Source organism: Pseudomonas sp. SWI44 (genome assembly GCF_002947915.1).
Classification (GTDB): Bacteria; Pseudomonadota; Gammaproteobacteria; order Pseudomonadales; family Pseudomonadaceae; genus Aquipseudomonas; species Aquipseudomonas taiwanensis.
The window spans coordinates 3554581-3573913 of record NZ_CP026674.1; the positions used below are offsets into that span (position 1 = coordinate 3554581).

Annotated in this window: 22 protein-coding genes; 21 read left to right on the forward strand and 1 reads right to left on the reverse strand. The window is 62.1% G+C overall.

Translation table 11 applies throughout. The annotated features are described in order from the left end of the window. Positions 1-9: 9 nt before the first annotated feature. The 5 genes from tgt (at position 10) to C4Q26_RS16760 (ending at position 5010) form a co-directional block, all read left to right on the forward strand. Entirely contained in the window at positions 10-1125 is a 1116-nt protein-coding gene (gene tgt, locus C4Q26_RS16740) for a tRNA guanosine(34) transglycosylase Tgt (protein WP_162144435.1), read from the forward strand. A gap of 42 nt (positions 1126-1167) precedes the next feature. After that, positions 1168-1503, forward strand: coding sequence for a preprotein translocase subunit YajC (gene yajC, locus C4Q26_RS16745; RefSeq protein ID WP_023382222.1), 336 nt, complete (start codon positions 1168-1170; stop codon positions 1501-1503). A gap of 63 nt (positions 1504-1566) precedes the next feature. Continuing rightward, positions 1567-3429, forward strand: a complete 1863-nt coding sequence (secD, locus tag C4Q26_RS16750; protein WP_104881275.1) for a protein translocase subunit SecD — start codon at positions 1567-1569, stop codon at positions 3427-3429. A gap of 10 nt (positions 3430-3439) precedes the next feature. After that, positions 3440-4348 carry a protein translocase subunit SecF gene (gene secF, locus C4Q26_RS16755; RefSeq protein ID WP_023382220.1) on the forward strand — a complete coding sequence of 303 codons (909 nt, stop codon included), beginning with the start codon at positions 3440-3442 and terminating at the stop codon, positions 4346-4348. Positions 4349-4467: 119 nt separating this feature from the next. Next, positions 4468-5010 (forward strand): glycine zipper 2TM domain-containing protein, encoded by a 543-nt coding sequence (locus tag C4Q26_RS16760; protein WP_023382219.1) that lies wholly within the window; start codon positions 4468-4470, stop codon positions 5008-5010. 98 nt (positions 5011-5108) lie between these two features. On the opposite strand, the gene suhB is transcribed toward C4Q26_RS16760, so the two are convergent. After that, positions 5109-5927 carry an inositol-phosphate phosphatase gene (gene suhB / locus C4Q26_RS16765; RefSeq protein ID WP_023382218.1) on the reverse strand — a complete coding sequence of 273 codons (819 nt, stop codon included), beginning with the start codon at positions 5925-5927 and terminating at the stop codon, positions 5109-5111. Positions 5928-6078: 151 nt separating this feature from the next. Here suhB and trmJ point away from each other — a divergent pair, with 151 nt between their 5' ends. From trmJ to hisS, 16 genes are all read left to right on the forward strand, one after another. Then, positions 6079-6849: a tRNA (cytosine(32)/uridine(32)-2'-O)-methyltransferase TrmJ gene (trmJ, locus tag C4Q26_RS16770; RefSeq protein WP_023382217.1), complete on the forward strand. Its 771-nt coding sequence runs from the start codon at positions 6079-6081 to the stop codon at positions 6847-6849. A gap of 3 nt (positions 6850-6852) precedes the next feature. Further along, on the forward strand, positions 6853-7638 hold the full coding sequence (gene cysE / locus C4Q26_RS16775; RefSeq protein ID WP_023382216.1) for a serine O-acetyltransferase: 786 nt from the start codon (positions 6853-6855) through the stop codon (positions 7636-7638). Between the two features lie 179 nt (positions 7639-7817). Next, positions 7818-8309: a Fe-S cluster assembly transcriptional regulator IscR gene (gene iscR / locus C4Q26_RS16780; RefSeq protein WP_023382215.1), complete on the forward strand. Its 492-nt coding sequence runs from the start codon at positions 7818-7820 to the stop codon at positions 8307-8309. Positions 8310-8363: 54 nt separating this feature from the next. Continuing rightward, a complete protein-coding gene (locus C4Q26_RS16785) occupies positions 8364-9578 on the forward strand; it encodes an IscS subfamily cysteine desulfurase (RefSeq protein WP_023382214.1) in 1215 nt (404 codons plus the stop codon). Between the two features lie 46 nt (positions 9579-9624). After that, positions 9625-10011, forward strand: a complete 387-nt coding sequence (iscU, locus tag C4Q26_RS16790) for a Fe-S cluster assembly scaffold IscU (protein ID WP_007929523.1) — start codon at positions 9625-9627, stop codon at positions 10009-10011. A gap of 32 nt (positions 10012-10043) precedes the next feature. Further along, positions 10044-10367 (forward strand): iron-sulfur cluster assembly protein IscA, encoded by a 324-nt coding sequence (gene iscA / locus C4Q26_RS16795; RefSeq protein ID WP_003257854.1) that lies wholly within the window; start codon positions 10044-10046, stop codon positions 10365-10367. 8 nt (positions 10368-10375) lie between these two features. Beyond that, positions 10376-10897: a co-chaperone HscB gene (gene hscB, locus C4Q26_RS16800; protein ID WP_023382213.1), complete on the forward strand. Its 522-nt coding sequence runs from the start codon at positions 10376-10378 to the stop codon at positions 10895-10897. 42 nt (positions 10898-10939) lie between these two features. After that, on the forward strand, positions 10940-12802 hold the full coding sequence (gene hscA / locus C4Q26_RS16805) for a Fe-S protein assembly chaperone HscA (protein ID WP_023382212.1): 1863 nt from the start codon (positions 10940-10942) through the stop codon (positions 12800-12802). A 3-nt stretch (positions 12803-12805) separates the two neighbouring features. Then, positions 12806-13147 (forward strand): ISC system 2Fe-2S type ferredoxin, encoded by a 342-nt coding sequence (gene fdx / locus C4Q26_RS16810; protein WP_023382210.1) that lies wholly within the window; start codon positions 12806-12808, stop codon positions 13145-13147. A 10-nt stretch (positions 13148-13157) separates the two neighbouring features. Next, positions 13158-13358, forward strand: coding sequence for a Fe-S cluster assembly protein IscX (iscX, locus tag C4Q26_RS16815; protein ID WP_023382209.1), 201 nt, complete (start codon positions 13158-13160; stop codon positions 13356-13358). A gap of 89 nt (positions 13359-13447) precedes the next feature. Beyond that, the gene (ndk, locus tag C4Q26_RS16820) at positions 13448-13879 is read left to right on the forward strand and encodes a nucleoside-diphosphate kinase (RefSeq protein WP_023382208.1); all 432 of its coding nucleotides are present in this window, start codon (positions 13448-13450) and stop codon (positions 13877-13879) included. A gap of 24 nt (positions 13880-13903) precedes the next feature. After that, positions 13904-15049, forward strand: coding sequence for a 23S rRNA (adenine(2503)-C(2))-methyltransferase RlmN (gene rlmN, locus C4Q26_RS16825; protein ID WP_027906606.1), 1146 nt, complete (start codon positions 13904-13906; stop codon positions 15047-15049). 14 nt (positions 15050-15063) lie between these two features. Next, a complete protein-coding gene (pilW, locus tag C4Q26_RS16830) occupies positions 15064-15825 on the forward strand; it encodes a type IV pilus biogenesis/stability protein PilW (RefSeq protein ID WP_023382206.1) in 762 nt (253 codons plus the stop codon). Beyond that, entirely contained in the window at positions 15822-16871 is a 1050-nt protein-coding gene (locus C4Q26_RS16835) for a RodZ family helix-turn-helix domain-containing protein (RefSeq protein ID WP_023382205.1), read from the forward strand. The genes pilW and C4Q26_RS16835 overlap by 4 nt, the downstream gene beginning before the upstream one ends. A gap of 3 nt (positions 16872-16874) precedes the next feature. Further along, positions 16875-17984 carry a flavodoxin-dependent (E)-4-hydroxy-3-methylbut-2-enyl-diphosphate synthase gene (gene ispG, locus C4Q26_RS16840; RefSeq protein WP_023382204.1) on the forward strand — a complete coding sequence of 370 codons (1110 nt, stop codon included), beginning with the start codon at positions 16875-16877 and terminating at the stop codon, positions 17982-17984. Positions 17985-18008: 24 nt separating this feature from the next. Further along, entirely contained in the window at positions 18009-19298 is a 1290-nt protein-coding gene (hisS, locus tag C4Q26_RS16845; protein ID WP_023382203.1) for a histidine--tRNA ligase, read from the forward strand. Positions 19299-19333 lie beyond the last annotated feature (35 nt).

A 19333-nucleotide genomic window follows, 5' to 3' on the forward strand; every position in this document is an offset into this window, starting at 1 on the left:
ACCTGTCGAATGTCCTTCGAACTGCTGGCCACCGACGGCAAGGCCCGTCGTGGCCGTCTGACCTTCCCACGTGGCACGGTGGAAACCCCGGCGTTCATGCCGGTGGGTACCTATGGCACGGTCAAGGGCATGCTGCCGCGTGACATCGAGGCCATCGGCGCCGAGATCATCCTCGGCAATACCTTCCACCTGTGGCTGCGTCCAGGTACCGAGGTGATCAAGAAGCACAACGGCTTGCACGATTTCATGCAGTGGAAAGGCCCTATCCTCACCGACTCCGGTGGTTTCCAGGTATTCAGCCTGGGTGCCATGCGCAAGATCAAGGAAGAGGGCGTGACCTTCGCCTCGCCGGTGGACGGCTCCAAGGTGTTCATGGGCCCTGAAGAGTCCATGCAGGTCCAGCGCGACCTGGGTTCGGACATCGTCATGATCTTCGACGAGTGCACGCCGTATCCGGCCGAGCACGACGTGGCGCGCACCTCCATGGAGCTGTCGCTGCGCTGGGCCCAGCGATCGAAGAACGCCCATGGTGACAACACAGCGGCACTGTTCGGCATCGTCCAAGGTGGCATGTACCAGGACCTGCGCATGCGCTCGCTGGAAGCGTTGGTCAACATCGACTTCGACGGCCTTGCCATTGGCGGCCTGTCGGTGGGCGAACCGAAGCACGAAATGATCAAGGTGCTGGATTACCTGCCGGCGCAGATGCCTGCTGACAAACCTCGTTACCTTATGGGGGTAGGCAAACCGGAAGATCTCGTTGAGGGTGTGCGCCGCGGCGTCGACATGTTCGACTGCGTGATGCCGACGCGCAACGCGCGTAACGGCCATCTGTTCGTCGATACAGGGGTGATCAAGATCCGCAATGCGTTCCATCGCCACGATGATTCGCCGCTGGACCCGACCTGTGATTGCTACACCTGCACCAACTTCTCCCGTGCCTATCTCCATCACTTGGACAAGTGCGGCGAAATGTTGAGCAGCATGCTGAATACCATCCACAACTTGCGCCATTACCAGCGCTTGATGGCCGGTTTACGCGAGGCTATTCAACAGGGTAAATTGGCCGCCTTTGTCGACGCCTTTTATGCCAAACGCGGGCTGCCTGTGCCGCCTTTGGACTGACTGTTCGCTCTTATTATTAAAACTTAGCAACTGGAGTGCCCAATGAGCTTCTTGATTCCCGCCGCTTACGCGGATGCTGCTGCACCTGCCGCCGGCCCCGCCGGTACTGGCTTCGAGTGGATTTTCCTGGTTGGCTTCCTGGTCATCTTCTACCTGATGATCTGGCGTCCTCAGGCCAAGCGTGCCAAGGAGCAGAAGAACCTGCTGAGCAACTTGCAGAAAGGTGACGAAGTTGTCACCAACGGCGGTATCGCTGGCAAGATCGTCAAGGTTTCCGATGATTTCGTGGTTCTGGAAGTTTCCGACAACGTCGAGCTGAAGTTCCAGAAGGGCGCCGTGGCTGCGACCCTGCCAAAAGGTACGCTCAAGGCTATCTGAGTTACCGTTTTTTCTTACCAGTCGGGGCGCGCAACGCGCCCCGCGTCTTGAACGGGCGGCGTGATGCTGAACAAATACCCTCTGTGGAAATACGCACTGATCGTGCTGGTACTGGCGATCGGCTTTATTTATTCCGCTCCCAACCTCTACCCGGATGATCCGGCGGTGCAGATCAGCGGCGCCAGTTCCGCGCTGCACGTGAGCCAGGCCGACCTGGACCGCGCTACCAAGGCGCTGGCCGATGCCGGCATCGCCGTCAAGGGCGCGAGCCTGGGCGAAAAGGGCAGTGGTCTGGTGCGTCTGACCAACCAGGAAGACCAGCTTCCAGCCAAGGATGTGGTACGCAAGGTACTGGGCGATGAGTACGTCGTGGCCCTGAACCTGGCGCAAACCACCCCGCAGTGGCTGCGCAACCTGGGTGCAAGCCCCATGAAGCTCGGCCTGGACCTGTCCGGTGGTGTGCACTTCCTGCTGGAAGTGGACATGGACAAGGCCATGACGGCCCGCATGAAGGTCTACGAAGGCGAGGTGAAGACCTTGCTGCGCAAAGAGCGCATCCGCTACCGCAGCCTGCCGCAGCAGGATGGCGGGATCATGCTGGGCTTCGCTGACGATGCTACCCGCGAGCAGGCACGTGTCCTGATCCGCAAGAATTTCAATGATTTCGACCTGACCACCACCGAGCGCAACGATGTCGCGGTGCTGCGTCTGGCGCTGACCCAGGCGAAAGTCGCCGAGATCCGCGAATACTCGATCAAGCAGAACCTCACCACCGTGCGCAACCGCGTCAACGAGCTGGGCGTGGCCGAGCCGCTGGTACAGCGTCAGGGCGCCAACCGTATCGTGGTCGAGCTGCCAGGCGTCCAGGACACTGCCGAGGCCAAGCGTATCTTGGGTAAAACCGCCAACCTCGAGTTCCGCTTCGGTGCCGAACCCGGTGCCTCCAAGGCCACTACCGAGGTCTTCGAGTTCCGCGAAGGCGGTCGTTCCGCTGCAGTCGAGCGGGGTCTGATCATCACCGGTGACCAGGTGACCGATGCCCAGGCCAGCTTCGACGAGCATGGCCGTCCACAGGTGAACATTCGCCTCGATGGCCATGGTGGTGAACTGATGAGCCGTGCCACGCGCTCCAATGTCGGGCGCAGCATGGCGGTGATCTTCATCGAGCAGAAGCCGGTCACTCGCTACGAGAAGCAGGTGGTCGACGGCGTTGAGAAGGACGTCGCGGTCCAGACCTTCAAGGAAGAGAAGAAGATCATCAGCCTGGCGACCATCCAGTCGCCTCTGGGCAGCCAGTTCCGCATCACCGGCCTCAATGGCCAGGGCGAATCTTCCGAGCTGGCGCTGCTGCTGCGTGCCGGTGGTCTGGCCGCGCCGATGTACTTCGCTGAAGAACGTACCATTGGCCCGAGCCTGGGTGCCGACAACATCACCAAGGGTATCGATGCGTCCCTGTGGGGCATGCTGTTCGTCTCGCTGTTCATCATCGCCATCTATCGCGCTTTCGGTGTGATCGCCACCATCGCCCTGGCGGGCAACATGGTGCTGCTGTTGGCCCTGATGTCGCTGCTGGGCGCGACCCTGACCCTGCCTGGTATCGCCGGTATCGTGTTGACCATGGGTATGGCGGTGGACGCCAACGTGCTGATCTTCTCGCGTATTCGTGAGGAGCTGAATGCCGGCATGTCGGTGCAGCGTGCCATTCACGAAGGTTTCAACCGCGCCTATACCGCGATCATCGACGCCAACCTGACCAGCCTGCTGGTGGGTGGCATCCTGTTCGCCATGGGTACTGGCCCGGTCAAGGGCTTCGCGGTCACCATGTCCCTCGGGATTTTCACCTCGATGTTCACCGCCGTCATGGTGACCCGCGCCATGGTCAACCTGACCTGCGGCGGGCGTGACATCAAGAAGCTGTGGGTTTGAGGGAGCTGCGATGAAAACCATCAACTTCATGGGCGTGCGCAATGTCGCGTTCGCCATCACTGTGCTCCTCACCGTACTGGCACTGTTCAGCTGGTGGCAGAAGGGTCTCAACTTCGGCCTGGACTTCACTGGCGGTACGCTGATCGAGCTGACCTACGAGCGCCCCGCCGACCTCAAGGCCGTCCGGGCAGAGCTTGTCGATTCGGGCTTCCACGAAGCCGTGGTGCAGAGCTTCGGCGCCACCACCGATCTTTTGGTGCGTATGCCGGGCGATGACCCGCAGCTGGGCAACAAGGTGGCTGCCGCCTTGCAGAAGGCTGGCGGCGACAACCCGGCGACCGTCAAGCGCGTCGAGTTCGTCGGCCCGCAGGTGGGTGAAGAGCTGCGCGACCAGGGCGGCCTGGGCATGCTGCTGGCCTTGGGCGGCATCCTGATCTACCTGGCCTTCCGCTTCCAATGGAAGTTCGCGGTCGGTGCCATCGTTTCGCTTATCCACGACGTCGTGGTGACCCTGGGCATCCTGTCGTTCTTCCAGATCACCTTCGACCTGACGGTGCTGGCGGCCGTGCTGGCGATCATTGGTTACTCGCTGAACGACACCATCGTCGTGTTCGACCGGGTGCGTGAGAACTTCCGGGTGATGCGCAAGGCCTCGCTGATCGAGAACATCAACGTCTCGACTACCCAGACCCTGTTGCGCACCATCGCCACGTCGGTATCGACCTTGCTGGCGATCGCGGCCCTGCTGTTCTTCGGTGGCGACAACCTCTTTGGCTTCTCGCTGGCGTTGTTCATCGGTGTCATGGCCGGTACCTATTCGTCGATCTACATCGCCAACGTGGTGCTGATCTGGCTGAATCTGAGCAGTGAAGACCTGATTCCGCCTGCCAAGACCGAGGGTGTGGACGACCGTCCTTAACGATCGATCCTTCGCCATCCGGCACCTCAAAAGGCGCGAGTGTTGAACTCGCGCCTTTTTTTTCGTTCCAAGGCAGGGAGAAGGCGGGTGAGTCCCGCGGGTACGATCAGGAGGTTCACGTGAACAAATCAATGCTGGTGGGTGCGGTTCTGGGTGCTGTCGGTGTTACCGCCGGAGGTGCTGTGGCGACCTACAGCTTGGTGAACAAAGGCCCCGAGTATGCTCAAGTCACCGACGTTCAGCCGATCAAGCAGCAGGTGAAAACGCCGCGAGAGGTCTGCAAGGACGTGGCGGTAACCCGTCAGGCTCCGGTCAAGGACCAGCATCAGATCGCCGGTACCGTAGTCGGTGCCATTGCCGGTGGCCTGCTGGGTAACCAGATCGGGGGTGGTACCGGCAAGAAGATCGCCACCGTGGCCGGTGCGGTCGGTGGTGGCTATGCCGGTAACAAGGTGCAAGAAGGTATGCAGGAGCGCGACACCTACACCACCACCCAGACGCGCTGCAGCACGGTGCATGACGTCAGTGAGAAGGTGGTCGGGTACAACGTGACCTATTCCATCGGTGACAAAGTGGGTCGGGTGAAAATGGATCACGAACCTGGCTCGACCATTCCGGTGGACAAGAATGGCCAGCTGATCCTGAGCGACGCCCAGCAGTAAGAGGGGCTCAGGTCGGCGCGGTTCACCTAGTCAGCGCCGCTGCTACAGGCACAAAAAAAGCACCCCTCGGGGTGCTTTTTCGTGCGTGCAATGCGCGCTTAACGCTTCATGTGCTCTGGCAGGTGCGGCTGGATGGCCGTCAGTACCGCCTTGAAGCACTTGATGTTGCCGGCAACGATGTGGCCTTTGTCGAGGAAGTCGTGGCCACCGTTGAAGTCGCTTACCAGGCCGCCTGCTTCCTGGATCAGCAGTACGCCTGCTGCCATGTCCCACTCGGACAGGCCCGACTCCCAGAAGGCGTCGAAGCGGCCGGCGGCTACATAGGCGAGGTCCAGGCTGGCGGAGCCAGCGCGGCGGATGCCGGCGGTCTGGCCGGTCAGCGCGCGGAACATCCCCAGGTAGTTGTCCATGTCGGCCATCTGGTTGTCACGGAACGGGAAGCCGGTACCCAGCAGGGCGCCTTCCAGGCTGGTGCGCGAGCTGACGCGCAGGCGGCGGCCATTGAGTTGGGCGCCACGGCCACGGCTGGCGGTGAATTCTTCCTGGCGCACAGGGTCGACGATTACGGCATGCTCCAGGCGACCACGGTATTTGCAGGCAATGCTCACGGCGAAGTGAGGGATGCCGCGCAGGAAGTTGGTGGTGCCGTCCAGTGGATCGATGATCCACAGGTAGTCCTTGCCTTCTTCGCCGGTACCCGCGTGCAAGCCGGTCTCTTCACCCTGGATGGAGTGGTTCGGGTAGGCCTTGCGCAGGGCATTGACGATGGTTTGCTCGGCGGCGCGATCGACCTCGGAGACGTAGTCCTTGGCCTCTTTCTCATCGACTTTGATGCTGTCCAGGCGTTCGATGGAGCGGAAAATCAGTTCACTGGCGCTGCGAGCGGCGCGCAGGGCGATATTCAGCATAGGCTGCATGGGAGGGTCACCTGGAGATGTTAAAGAAGAAAGCCGATCATTCTAGCAGAAAACTTTGGCGGCAGAAGTGTCACATTTGCTTTCATGGCGTTACGCTGGTCGGTTCTGTAAGATCGTTACCCCCCAAACCTGCATCTGAGAGCACAACACCTTGCTGCAAAATATTCGTGTTGTTCTGGTCAATACCAGCCACCCCGGCAACATCGGCGGCGCTGCGCGTGCCATGAAAAACATGGGCTTGTCGCGTCTGGTGCTGGTGCAGCCAAAAGAGTTCCCGGCGGTCGATGCCACCGCCCGCGCCTCCGGCGCCGACGATGTGCTGGACAATGCCCAGGTGGTCGACAGCCTCGAGCAGGCGTTGGTCGGCTGCAGCCTGGTCATGGGCACCAGTGCCCGTGAGCGCAGCATCCCGTGGCCGTTGATCGATCCCCGCGAGTGCGGGGCCAAGGCGGTGGAGCATGCCCGCGGTGGCGAAGAGATCGCCCTGGTGTTCGGGCGCGAGCACGCCGGCCTGACCAACGAAGAACTGCAGCGATGTCACTTCCACGTGCACATTCCGTCGAACCCCGACTTCAGCTCGCTGAACCTTGCTGCCGCCGTCCAGGTGCTCTCCTATGAAGTGCGCATGGCCTGGCTGGCGGCAGAGGGTGCGCCCTCGAAAGTCGAGAAGTTCGAAGCCAACTCGCTGCGCAGCAACGAGCTGGCGACCATGGACGAGATGGAGCTGTTCTATGAACACCTGGAGAAAACCCTGGTGGACATCGGCTTCCTTGACCCTGAGAAGCCCAAGCACCTGATGCCACGCTTGCGTCGGCTGTATGGGCGCAGCGCGGTCAATCGTTCGGAAATGAGCATTTTGCGCGGCATCCTCACCGAGACCCAGAAGGTCGCACGGGGCGAGCCGCATAAGCGGAAGGACTGACAGATGTTCGAGCGTCTGCGTGAAGATATCCAAAGCGTTTTCCACCGTGACCCTGCGGCGCGCAATGCCTTCGAGGTGCTCACCTGCTACCCGGGCATGCACGCCATCTGGCTGCATCGGCTCGGGCATGCCCTTTGGAAGCGCGATTTCAAGTGGCTGGCTCGCCTGGTTTCGAATTTCGGCCGCTGGATGACCGGGATCGAGATCCACCCGGGGGCGACCATCGGTCGGCGCTTTTTCATCGACCATGGCATGGGTATCGTGATCGGCGAAACCGCCGAGATCGGGGATGATGTGACGCTGTACCAGGGCGTGACGCTGGGTGGCACCAGCTGGAACAAAGGCAAGCGCCACCCGACGCTGGAGAACGGTGTCGTGGTGGGGGCTGGCGCCAAGGTGTTGGGACCGTTCACTGTCGGGGCAGGGGCCAAGATCGGCTCCAATGCGGTGGTGACCAAGGCGGTGCCGGCCGGTGCGACCGCCGTGGGTATTCCGGGGCGTATCATCGTCAAGTCCGACGACAACGAAGTCGAGGCCAAGCGCAAGGCCATGGCCGAAAAGATCGGCTTCGATGCCTATGGCGTCAGTGGCGACATGCCGGACCCGGTGGCCCGCGCCATCGGTCAGATGCTCGACCACCTGCAGGCGGTCGACGACCGCCTGGAAGGCATGTGCGGTGCCTTGACCAAGATGGGCAGCGACTACTGTGCCACGAAGTTGCCGGCCCTGCCCGATGACGACTTCGCCGAGATCGTGCAGCCGGCCCAGCGCGACACTCAGCCGCATTGATCGCGCCAGGCTGAAGGCATACTGATACATGGGGCGTGTGCTCACGCCCCATTGCTGCTACAATCGCGCCCGCCTCCCGCATGCAAACCCGACTAAAGCAGTAGGTCTAATAGTTGACTTAAATGCTCAGGAATCGCATACTCGCTCACATCCTGTAACTCCCGTGGTATCCATTAGCCATGCGACTGACTACCAAAGGCCGATACGCCGTGACCGCCATGCTTGACCTGGCGTTGCACGCGCAGCATGGGCCGGTGTCTTTGGCCGACATTTCCGAGCGCCAGGGCATTTCCCTCTCTTATCTGGAACAGCTGTTCGCCAAGCTGCGCCGCAGCAGTCTGGTTTCCAGCGTGCGCGGCCCAGGCGGCGGCTACCAGCTGTCGCGGGGCATGGAAACCATCCAGGTGGCCCAGGTCATCGACGCGGTCAACGAATCGGTCGATGCCACCCGTTGCCAGGGCCTGGGGGATTGCCATGCCGGCGACACCTGCCTGACCCACCACTTGTGGTGTGACCTCAGCCAGCAGATCCACGAATTCCTCAGTGGCATCAGCCTGGCCGACCTCGTCATGCGCCGAGAGGTGCAGGAAGTCGCCCAGCGCCAGGACCTGCGCCGTGTCGTAGGCCGTTCCGCCCAGCTGGACAAGATTGAGACGTCCGCCGTCGACTGACCTGATTGACCCGACAGCGACGAGCGACGCCAACCGCCTGATAGGAGATACCCAATGAAGTTGCCGATCTACCTCGATTACTCCGCGACCACGCCGGTCGACCCACGCGTTGCCCAGAAAATGGCCGAGTGCCTGCTGGTCGACGGGAACTTCGGTAACCCGGCGTCGCGCTCCCACGTCTTTGGCTGGAAAGCCGAGGAAGCGGTTGAGAACGGCCGTCGCCAGGTTGCCGAGCTGATCAACGCCGACCCGCGCGAGATCGTCTGGACCAGTGGTGCCACCGAGTCCGACAACCTGGCGTTGAAGGGCGTTGCGCACTTCTATCAGACCAAGGGCAAGCACATCATCACCTCCAAGATCGAGCACAAGGCGGTCCTGGATACCGCTCGCCAGCTCGAGCGTGAAGGCTTCGAGGTCACCTACCTGGAGCCGGGCGAAGACGGTATCGTCACCCCGGCCATGGTCGAGGCGGCCCTGCGCGACGACACCATTCTGGTCTCGCTGATGCACGTCAACAACGAAGTTGGTTCGATCAACGACATCGCCGCGATCGGCGAACTGACCCGCTCTCGCGGCGTGCTGTTCCACGTCGATGCTGCCCAGTCGGCAGGCAAGGTCGAAATCGACCTGCAGAAGCTGAAGGTCGACCTGATGTCCTTCTCGGCCCACAAGGTCTACGGGCCCAAGGGTATTGGCGCGCTGTACGTCAGCCGCAAGCCGCGCGTGCGCCTGGAAGCCATCATTCACGGCGGTGGTCATGAGCGCGGCATGCGTTCGGGTACCCTGCCGACCCACCAGATCGTCGGCATGGGCGAAGCCTTCGCCATCGCCAAGCAGGAAATGGCCACCGAGAATGCGCGCATCAAGGCCCTGAGCGACCGCTTCTTCAGCCAGGTCTCCGACCTCGAAGAGCTGTACGTCAACGGCAGCCGCACCGCTCGCGTGCCGCACAACCTGAACCTGAGCTTCAACTACGTCGAAGGCGAGTCGCTGCTGATGTCGCTGAAGGACATCGCCGTTTCGTCCGGTTCGGCCTGCACCTCCGCTTCGCTCGAACCGTCCTACGTCCTGCGCGCCCTGGGCCGCAACGACGAGCTGGCGCACAGCTCGATCCGCTTCTCCTTCGGTCGTTTCACCACTGAAGAAGAAGTCGACTATGCCGCGCAGAAAGTCTGTGAAGCGGTAAACAAACTGCGTGAGCTGTCGCCGCTGTGGGACATGTACAAAGACGGCGTTGACATCTCCAAGATCGAGTGGGCCGCCCACTAAGCAGTCGCCGGCAAGAGCGGCTCCCTGATGAGGAAGGAATTGCACCATGGCATACAGTGAAAAGGTCATCGACCACTACGAAAACCCACGCAACGTCGGCAAGATGAACGCCGAGGACCCGGATGTCGGGACTGGCATGGTCGGCGCTCCCGCGTGCGGTGACGTGATGCGTCTGCAGATCAAGGTCAACGAGCAAGGCATCATCGAAGATGCCAAGTTCAAGACTTACGGCTGCGGTTCGGCCATCGCTTCCAGCTCCCTGGCCACCGAGTGGATGAAGGGCAAGACCCTGGACGAAGCCGAAACCATCAAGAACACCCAGCTGGCAGAAGAACTGGCGTTGCCGCCGGTCAAGATCCACTGCTCGGTACTCGCCGAAGACGCCATCAAGGCCGCCGTTCGCGATTACAAGCAGAAGAAAGGCTTGATCTAAGCCGCCTGTTGCACGGTTAGTAAGGAGTTCCGATGGCTATCAGCATGACAGAAGCCGCCGCCAACCACGTGCGGCGTTCCCTCGAAGGGCGCGGCAAGGGCGAGGGCATCCGCCTGGGCGTGCGCACCACCGGCTGCTCGGGTCTGGCCTATGTGCTGGAGTTCGTCGACGAGTTGGCTGACGAAGACCAGGTGTTCGAGAACCACGGCGTCAAGGTGATCATCGATCCCAAGAGCCTGGTCTACCTCGACGGCACCGAGCTGGACTTCGTCAAGGAAGGGTTGAACGAAGGCTTCAAGTTCAACAACCCCAACGTGCGCGGTGAGTGTGGCTGCGGCGAAAGCTTCAACGTCTGAGGCTGGCCGTGGGTACTCCTTGTCATTTCGCGCTGTTTGACCTCCAGCCCTGCTTCCGCCTGGACCTCGACAAGTTGGCCACTCGCTACCGCGAGCTGGCCCGTGAGGTGCATCCGGACCGCTTCGCCGACGCTTCCGAGCGGGAGCAGCGGGTGGCGCTGGAGAAGTCCGCAACCCTCAACGACGCCTACCAGACCCTGCGCAGTGCGCCACGTCGAGCCCGCTACCTGCTGGCCATCAGTGGTCACGAAGTGCCCCAGGAGGTCACGGTCCATGACCCCGACTTCCTGTTGCAGCAGATGCAGTGGCGCGAAGAACTCGAAGAGCTGCAGGACGAAGCCGACCTCGACGGTGTCGCCGTGTTCAAGAAGCGCCTCAAGGCTGCCCAGGACACGCTGAACGAGGATTTCGCCGCCTGCTGGGATGTGCCTGCCGAGCGCGACAAGGCTGAACGCCTGATGCGCCGCATGCAGTTCCTCGACAAGCTCGCCCAAGAAGTGCGCCAACTGGAAGAGCGCCTCGACGATTAACCCGGTGTCTCCCGTGATGACGCCTAAGGTATTCAGATAAGCATGGCCCTACTGCAGATCGCCGAACCCGGTCAAAGCCCGCAACCTCACCAGCGTCGCCTGGCGGTGGGTATCGACCTGGGTACCACCAATTCTCTGGTCGCTGCCGTGCGCAGCGGTCGCAGCGAGCCTCTGCCCGATGCGCAGGGTAATGTCATCCTGCCTTCCGCCGTGCGCTACCTCGATGGCCGTAGCGAAGTCGGCCTGGCAGCGCGCGAGGCGGCCTCCAGCGATCCACTGAACACCGTGCTGTCGGTCAAGCGCCTGATGGGGCGCGGCCTGGCCGACGTCAAGCAACTGGGCGAGCAGCTGCCGTACCGCTTCGTCGGCGGCGAGTCGCACATGCCGTTCATCGACACGGTCCAGGGGCCGAAGAGCCCGGTGGAAGTCTCCGCCGACATCCTCAAGGTGCTGCGCGAGCGAGCGGAAGCCACCCTGGGTGGCGAGCTGGTAGGGGCGGTGATCACCGTGCCGGCCTACTTCGACGATGCCCAGCGCCAAGCCACCAAGGACGCCGCCAAGCTGGCCGGCCTGAACGTGCTGCGCCTGCTCAACGAGCCCACTGCCGCGGCGGTGGCCTACGGCCTGGACCAGAAAGCCGAAGGCCTGGTGGCCATCTATGACTTGGGTGGCGGTACCTTCGATATCTCCATACTTCGCCTGACCGCAGGTGTTTTCGAGGTGCTGGCGACCGGTGGCGATACCGCCCTGGGCGGCGATGACTTCGACCATGCCATTGCAGGCTGGATCATCGAGCAGGCCGGCCTGTCCGCCGACCTCGACCCGGCCACCCAGCGTCAGCTGCTGCAAAGCGCCTGCGCTGCCAAGGAGGCCCTGACCGATGCCGACGTGGTCAGTGTCAGCCACGGCGCCTGGCAAGGCGAGCTGAGCCGCGCTGCATTCGAAGCCATGATCGAGCCACTGGTCGCCCGCAGTCTCAAGGCTTGCCGCCGCGCCGTGCGTGATAGTGGCGTTGAGCTCGACGAGGTCGGTGCCGTGGTCATGGTAGGCGGTTCCACCCGCGTTCCGCGCGTGCGCGACGCCGTCGGTGCACTGTTCGGCCGTACGCCGCTGACCTCTATCGACCCTGATCAGGTGGTGGCCATCGGTGCTGCCATCCAGGCCGATACCCTGGCCGGTAATCGTCGCGAGGGTGGCGAACTGCTGTTGCTGGACGTCATCCCGCTGTCCCTTGGGCTTGAGACCATGGGCGGGCTGATGGAAAAGGTGATTCCGCGCAATACCACCATCCCGGTGGCTCGCGCCCAGGAATTCACCACCTACAAAGATGGCCAGTCGGCGATGATGATCCACGTCCTGCAGGGCGAGCGCGAGTTGATCAGCGACTGTCGCTCCCTGGCGCGCTTCGAGCTGCGTGGAATCCCGGCCATGGTCGCCGGTGCGGCGAAGATCCGCGTCACCTTCCAGGTCGACGCCGATGGCCTGCTGAGCGTCGCCGCCCGCGAACTCGGCTCGGGCGTCGAAGCCAGCATCCAGGTCAAACCGTCCTACGGCCTGACCGATGGCGAGATCGCACGCATGCTCAAGGATTCCTTCGAGCACGCCGGTTCCGACAAGCAGGCCCGACAGTTGCGCGAGCACCAGGTCGACGGCGAGCGCCTGCTTGAAGCGGTGCAGGGCGCCCTCGACGCCGATGGCGATCGTTTGCTCAGCAGTGACGAGCGCGTGGCTATCGAGCATCAGATGCAAGAATTGCGTGATTTGCTTAGCGGCACCGATGGCGCGGCCATCGAGCAGCAGACCAAGCGTCTGTCGCAGGTGACCGATGCTTTTGCCGCCCGTCGCCTTGATTCGACGGTCAAAGCCGCACTGGCCGGGCGCAACCTGAATGAGATCGAGGAGTAACCGATGCCACAGGTGATTTTCCTGCCGCACGAGAAGTTCTGCCCGGAGGGGCTGGTAGTGGAGGTGGAGCCCGGGACCAATATCCTGGAACTGGCCCACGAGCACCACATCGAGATGGAAAGTGCGTGCGGCGGCGTGTGTGCCTGCACCACCTGTCATTGCATCGTGCGTGAAGGCTTCGACTCGCTTGAAGAGGCCGACGAGCTGGAAGAGGATATGCTGGACAAGGCCTGGGGTCTGGAGGCGCAGTCGCGCCTGGCCTGCCAGGTGATCGTCGGTGAGGAAGACCTCACCATCGAGATTCCAAAATACTCGCTCAACCACGCCGCCGAAGCACCGCATTGAGGTTTTGCGCATGAGTCTGAAATGGATTGATGTACTTGAGATCGCCATCCAGCTTGCGGAAAGCAAGCCGGACGTCGATCCTCGTTATGTGAATTTCGTCGATCTGCACCGTTGGGTGCTGGCATTGCCAGAGTTCAGCGACGATCCGTCACGCGGCGGTGAGAAAGTGCTCGAGGCCATCCAGGCGGCCTGGATCGAAGAAGCCGACTGAGCGTGTGCTGCAGGTTAGGCAATCCCCTGGAACCCGCGTATAATTCGCGGGTTTAATTTTTCGCAACACTCATTTTTCTGGAGTTTTCCATGGCTGTTCAACGTACTTTCTCCATCATCAAGCCTGACGCCGTCGCCAAGAACGTCATCGGCGAGATCACCACTCGTTTCGAGAAAGCCGGCCTGCGCGTCGTCGCTTCGAAAATGAAGCAACTGTCCAAAGCCGAAGCCGAAGGCTTCTACGCCGAGCACAAAGAGCGCGGCTTCTTCGCTGATCTGGTTGCCTTCATGACTTCGGGCCCGGTCATCGTTCAGGTTCTGGAAGGCGAAAACGCCGTTCTGGCCAACCGTGAGCTGATGGGCGCTACCAACCCGAAAGAAGCTGCTGCCGGCACCATCCGCGCTGACTTCGCCGTTTCCATCGACGAGAACGCCGTTCACGGTTCCGACTCGGAAGCTTCGGCTGCCCGCGAAATCGCTTACTTCTTCTCCGCTACCGAGCTGTGCGACCGCATTCGCTAAGCGAAGCAGGTCTTGGGTGATTCCATGAGTGACATGACTGGCAAGATCAACCTGTTGGGCCTGACCCTCCAGGAAATGGAAAAATTCTTCGAGTCGATCGGGGAGAAGCGTTTTCGTGCCGGTCAGGTCATGAAATGGATTCACCACTTTGGCGTCGACGATTTCGCCGCCATGACCAATGTCGGCAAGGCCTTGCGCGAAAAGCTCGAGGCCGTTGCCGAGATTCGGGCGCCGGAAGTGGTCAGTGAAGACATTTCCGCCGACGGTACCCGCAAGTGGGTGGTCCGCGTTGCCTCCGGCAGCTGCGTCGAGACCGTCTACATCCCTACCGACGATCGCGGTACGCTCTGCGTGTCGTCGCAAGCCGGCTGTGCCCTGGACTGCAGTTTCTGCTCCACCGGCAAGCAAGGCTTCAACAGCAACCTCACCGCCGCCGAAGTCATCGGCCAAGTGTGGCTTGCCAACAAATCCTTCGGGACCGTTCCTGCCAAGATCGACCGCGCCATCACCAACGTGGTCATGATGGGCATGGGCGAGCCTCTGCTCAATTTCGACAATGTCATCGCCGCCATGAAGATCATGATGGATGATCTGGGCTATGGCATTTCCAAGCGTCGTGTCACCTTGTCCACCTCGGGCGTGGTGCCGATGATCGACGAGCTGGCCAAGCACATCGACGTGTCGCTGGCGCTGTCGCTGCACGCGCCAAATGACGAGTTGCGCAATCAGCTGGTGCCGATCAACAAGAAGTACCCGCTCAAGGTGCTGCTGGAGTCGTGCATGGGCTATATGGCCACCCTGGGTGGCAAGCGCGTGCTGACCGTCGAGTACACCTTGCTCAAGGACGTCAACGACCAACCTGAGCATGCCGCGCAGATGATCGAGCTGCTGCGTGACGTGCCGTGCAAGATCAACCTGATTCCTTTCAACCCGTTCCCGCACTCGGGTTACGAGCGACCCAGCAATAACGCCATCCGTCGCTTCCAGGACCTGTTGCACCACGGCGGCTTCAACGTCACCACCCGCACTACCCGGGGCGACGACATCGACGCGGCTTGCGGTCAGTTGGTCGGGCAGGTCAATGACCGCACCCGTCGTAGCGAGCGCTACATCGCCGTCCGCCAGTTGTCTGCCGACAACGAGTTGCAAGACAGCGCCGTGCGCCACTGATTGCGGGCCCGGCCATGAACCTGCGCGCCGCGCTATCGATGCTGACACTTGTGCTGCTGGCCGGCTGTGTGTCGGGCGGCGCGAGCGACCCCTTGGCCAATCGCCAAGGGCGTGCCGAGGCTGGCAAGGCTTACGTGCAGCTCGGACTCGGATATTTGCAACAAGGCTTTGCCGAACAGGCCAAGGTGCCGTTGAGCAAGGCCTTGGCCCTGAATGCCAACGATGCCGACGCCCACGCCGCGCTGGCACTGGTGTTCCAAGCGCAGGGCGAGCCCGCCCTGGCCGAAGCGCATTTTCGCAAGGCCTTGAATGCGCGTGACGGCGACACGCGAATTCGCAACAATTACGGCAGTTTCCTATATGCTCAGCAGCGGTTCGACGAGGCCGAGCAGATGTTTCGCCTGGCCAGTGCCGATAGCCTGTATCCTGAGCGTTCGCGCGTGTACGAAAACCTCGGCCTCACAGCCCTCAGGCTCGACCGTCGCGACCAGGCCCATGCGTATTTGGGCAAGGCCCTGCAACTCAACCCGCGACAACCCAGGGCGTTGTTGGAAATGGCTGAGTTGTCTTACGAAAACAGGCATTATGTGCCGGCCCGGGACTACTACGATCGTTTCAGCCAGTTGAGTGGCCACGACGCCCGCAGCCTGCTGCTGGGCAGTCGCCTTGCCCGCGCGTTCGACGAACGCAACGCACTGGCTGAGCTGGGCGAGCAATTACAACGACTTTATCCCGGTACGCCGGAATATCAGCAATACCTGTCGGAGCAACGATGAAAGCCGCGCATCCCGAAGTAGCAGCAGCGTCTCGCCAAAACCCCGGTGAACTCTTGCGCCAGGCCCGCGAGAACCGGGAATGGTCGCAAGCCGAGGTCGCCCGCAAGCTCAACCTCACGGTCACGTCGCTGAACCATTTGGAAACCGGTGCCTTCGACAAGCTGCCGGGGCATACCTTCGCCCGTGGCTACATCCGTGCCTACGCCAAGCTGATGGACATGGATCAGGCCCCGCTGGTCGAAGCCTTCGATCAGTTCACTGGTACCCACGCCAAGGGCAGTGAAGTGCACTCGTTGGGGCGCATCGAAGAACCGGTGCGCCTGTCGCATAACATCCTGCGCGGGGTCAGCCTGCTGTTGTTGCTGGCCGTCGTCGGCGGCAGCTTCCTGTGGTGGCAGGACCAGGGCAGCCTGCGTGGCAAGGACCTGGCCAAGATCGCCCTGGAGCACGTCGAGGTCGAGAGCGCCGACGGCACCACACAGATCCACCCGCTGGACGAACCTGAAGACCAGGCGGTTACCGCTGGCGAGCAAGCTGAGAGTGCGCCACTGCCACTGGAGCAGCCCGCCGCCGAGGAGCCTGCGCAGGCCGCCAGCGAGCCAGCCAACCCTGCTGTCGCTGCGACTGCGCCGTCCGCCCAGGCGCCGGTTGTCGCGCCCGCACCCGCAGCAGCCCCGGTCCAGCAAGCGCCGGCCACGGCCGTAGTGCCTGCACCGGTCGCTCCAGTCGTACCTGCCACGCCAGCGGCACCTGTCGCCAGTGCGCCGGCAACCCCCGTGGCCACCCCAGCCGAAGTAGCGGCCGGGAGTGCCAAGGTAGCGATCCAATTCACCGCCGATTGCTGGACGCAAGTTACAGATGGCAACGGCAAGGTGCTGTTCAGCGCCATCAAGCGCAAGGGTGACAGCCTGGAACTGACCGGTAAGCCGCCGTTCGCGGTACGCCTGGGCTTTGCCCGTGGCGCTCAGGTCAGCTACAACGGTCAGGCCGTCGATGTTGCCCCGTTCACCAGTGGCGAGACCGCTCGCCTGAAGTTGGGACAGTAAGTCATGCACGGCGAATCTCCGATCAAACGTCGCGAATCCCGCAAAATCTGGGTCGGCAATGTGCCAGTAGGGGGGGATGCCCCCATCGCGGTACAGAGCATGACCAACACCGACACCAATGATGTCGCTGCCACCGTGGCGCAGATCCAGCGTCTGGTCGATGCTGGCGTCGACATCGTGCGCGTCTCGGTCCCTGACATGGACGCCGCCGAGGCGTTCGGTCGCATCAAGCAGCAGGTCAGCGTGCCGCTGGTCGCCGATATCCACTTCGACTACAAGATCGCCCTGCGCGTGGCCGAGCTGGGTGTCGACTGTCTGCGCATCAACCCGGGCAACATCGGTCGTGAAGACCGAGTGCGCGCGGTGGTGGATGCCGCTCGCGACCGTGGCATCCCGATCCGTATCGGCGTCAACGCCGGCTCGCTGGAAAAGGACCTGCAGAAGAAATACGGCGAACCGACCCCAGCTGCACTGGTCGAGTCGGCCCTGCGCCATGTCGAGCATCTCGACCGCTTGGACTTCCAGGACTTCAAGGTCAGCGTCAAGGCCTCCGACGTGTTCATGGCCGTCGAAGCCTACCGCCTGCTGGCCAAGCAGATCATCCAGCCGCTGCACCTGGGTATCACCGAAGCCGGTGGCCTGCGTTCGGGAACGGTGAAATCCGCCGTCGGCATCGGTATGCTGCTGGCCGAAGGTATCGGCGATACCATCCGTATCTCCCTGGCCGCCGATCCGGTCGAGGAAGTGAAGGTCGGTTACGACATCCTCAAGTCGCTGCACCTGCGTTCCCGTGGCATCAACTTCATCGCGTGTCCGAGCTGTTCGCGGCAAAACTTCGATGTGGTCAAGACCATGAACGAGCTGGAAGGGCGCTTGGAAGACCTGCTGGTACCGCTGGACGTCGCGGTGATCGGCTGCGTGGTCAACGGCCCAGGTGAGGCCAAGGAGTCCCATGTGGGGTTGACCGGTGGTACTCCGAACCTGGTCTACATCGACGGCAAGCCCGCGCAGAAGCTGACCAATGACAACCTGGTCGATGAGCTGGAAAAACTCATCCGCCAGAAAGCGGCCGAGAAGGTCGAGGCCGACGCGGCGCTGATCGCCCGCGGCTGATACACAGATTCGTAAGGATTCCCCGTGAGCAAATCGCTGCAAGCCATTCGTGGCATGAACGACATCCTGCCCGAGCAGTCGCCACTGTGGCGTTACTTCGAGGGTACCGTGGCTGGTCTGCTGGACACCTACGGGTACAGCCAGATCCGTACGCCGATCGTCGAGTTCACCGAGCTGTTCAAGCGCTCCATCGGTGAAGTCACCGACATCGTCGAAAAAGAGATGTACACCTTCGAGGACCGCAACGGCGATTCGCTCACCCTGCGCCCCGAAGGCACAGCCGCTTGCGTGCGAGCCGTACTGGAACATGGCATCACCGGCAACGGCCAGGTCCAGAAGCTGTGGTACATCGGCCAGATGTTCCGTCACGAGCGCCCGCAGAAAGGCCGCTACCGCCAGTTCCACCAGATTGGCGTGGAAGTGTTCAACCTGGACGGTCCGGACATCGACGCCGAGCTGATCATGCTCACCTGGCGTCTTTGGGGCCTGCTGGGCATTCAGGATGCCGTCAAGCTGGAGCTCAACAGCCTGGGCACCAGCGAAGCGCGCGCACGTTACCGCGATGCCCTGGTCGAGTTCCTGTCCGCGCGTCTGGACCAGCTGGACGAAGACAGCCAGCGCCGCCTGAAGAGCAACCCGCTGCGCATTCTCGACAGCAAGGACCAGAACACCCAGGCGGTGCTGGTCGATGCGCCAAAACTGGAAGCGTACCTGGACGAGGAGTCCCGTGTGCACTTCGAGGGCCTCAAGGCCCGTCTGGATGCCGCTGGCATTCCGTTCGTAATCAACACCAAGCTGGTGCGTGGCCTGGACTACTACAGCAAGACCGTGTTCGAGTGGGTCACCGACAAGCTCGGCGCCCAGGGCACTGTGTGCGCCGGTGGCCGCTACGACGGCCTGGTCGAACAGATGGGCGGCAAGCCGACCCCGGGCGTTGGTTTCGCCATGGGTATCGAGCGTCTGATCCTGCTGCTGGAGACCCTGGGCAAGGTGCCAGAGTCCATCAGCCGCCAGATCGACGTCTACCTGTGCGCTTTCGGCGACCAGGCCGAACTGGCCGGGCTGAAGCTATCCGAAGGCCTGCGTGACCGTCTCCCGGGCCTGCGCCTGGCGGTCAACGCCGGGGGGGGCAGTTTCAAGAGCCAGTTCAAGAAAGCCGACAAGAGCGGTGCGCTGTTTGCGCTGATTCTTGGCGACGACGAGCTCGCGCAGCGCACCATTGGTTTCAAGCCCCTGCGTGGCCAGGGTGAACAACAGAACATTGCCTGGGATGCTCTGGCCGAGCACCTGGAAGCTGCCATCGCGCAAGCGTGAAGTAGTCAAACAGCCGAATTGCTGAAAAGGAGTAT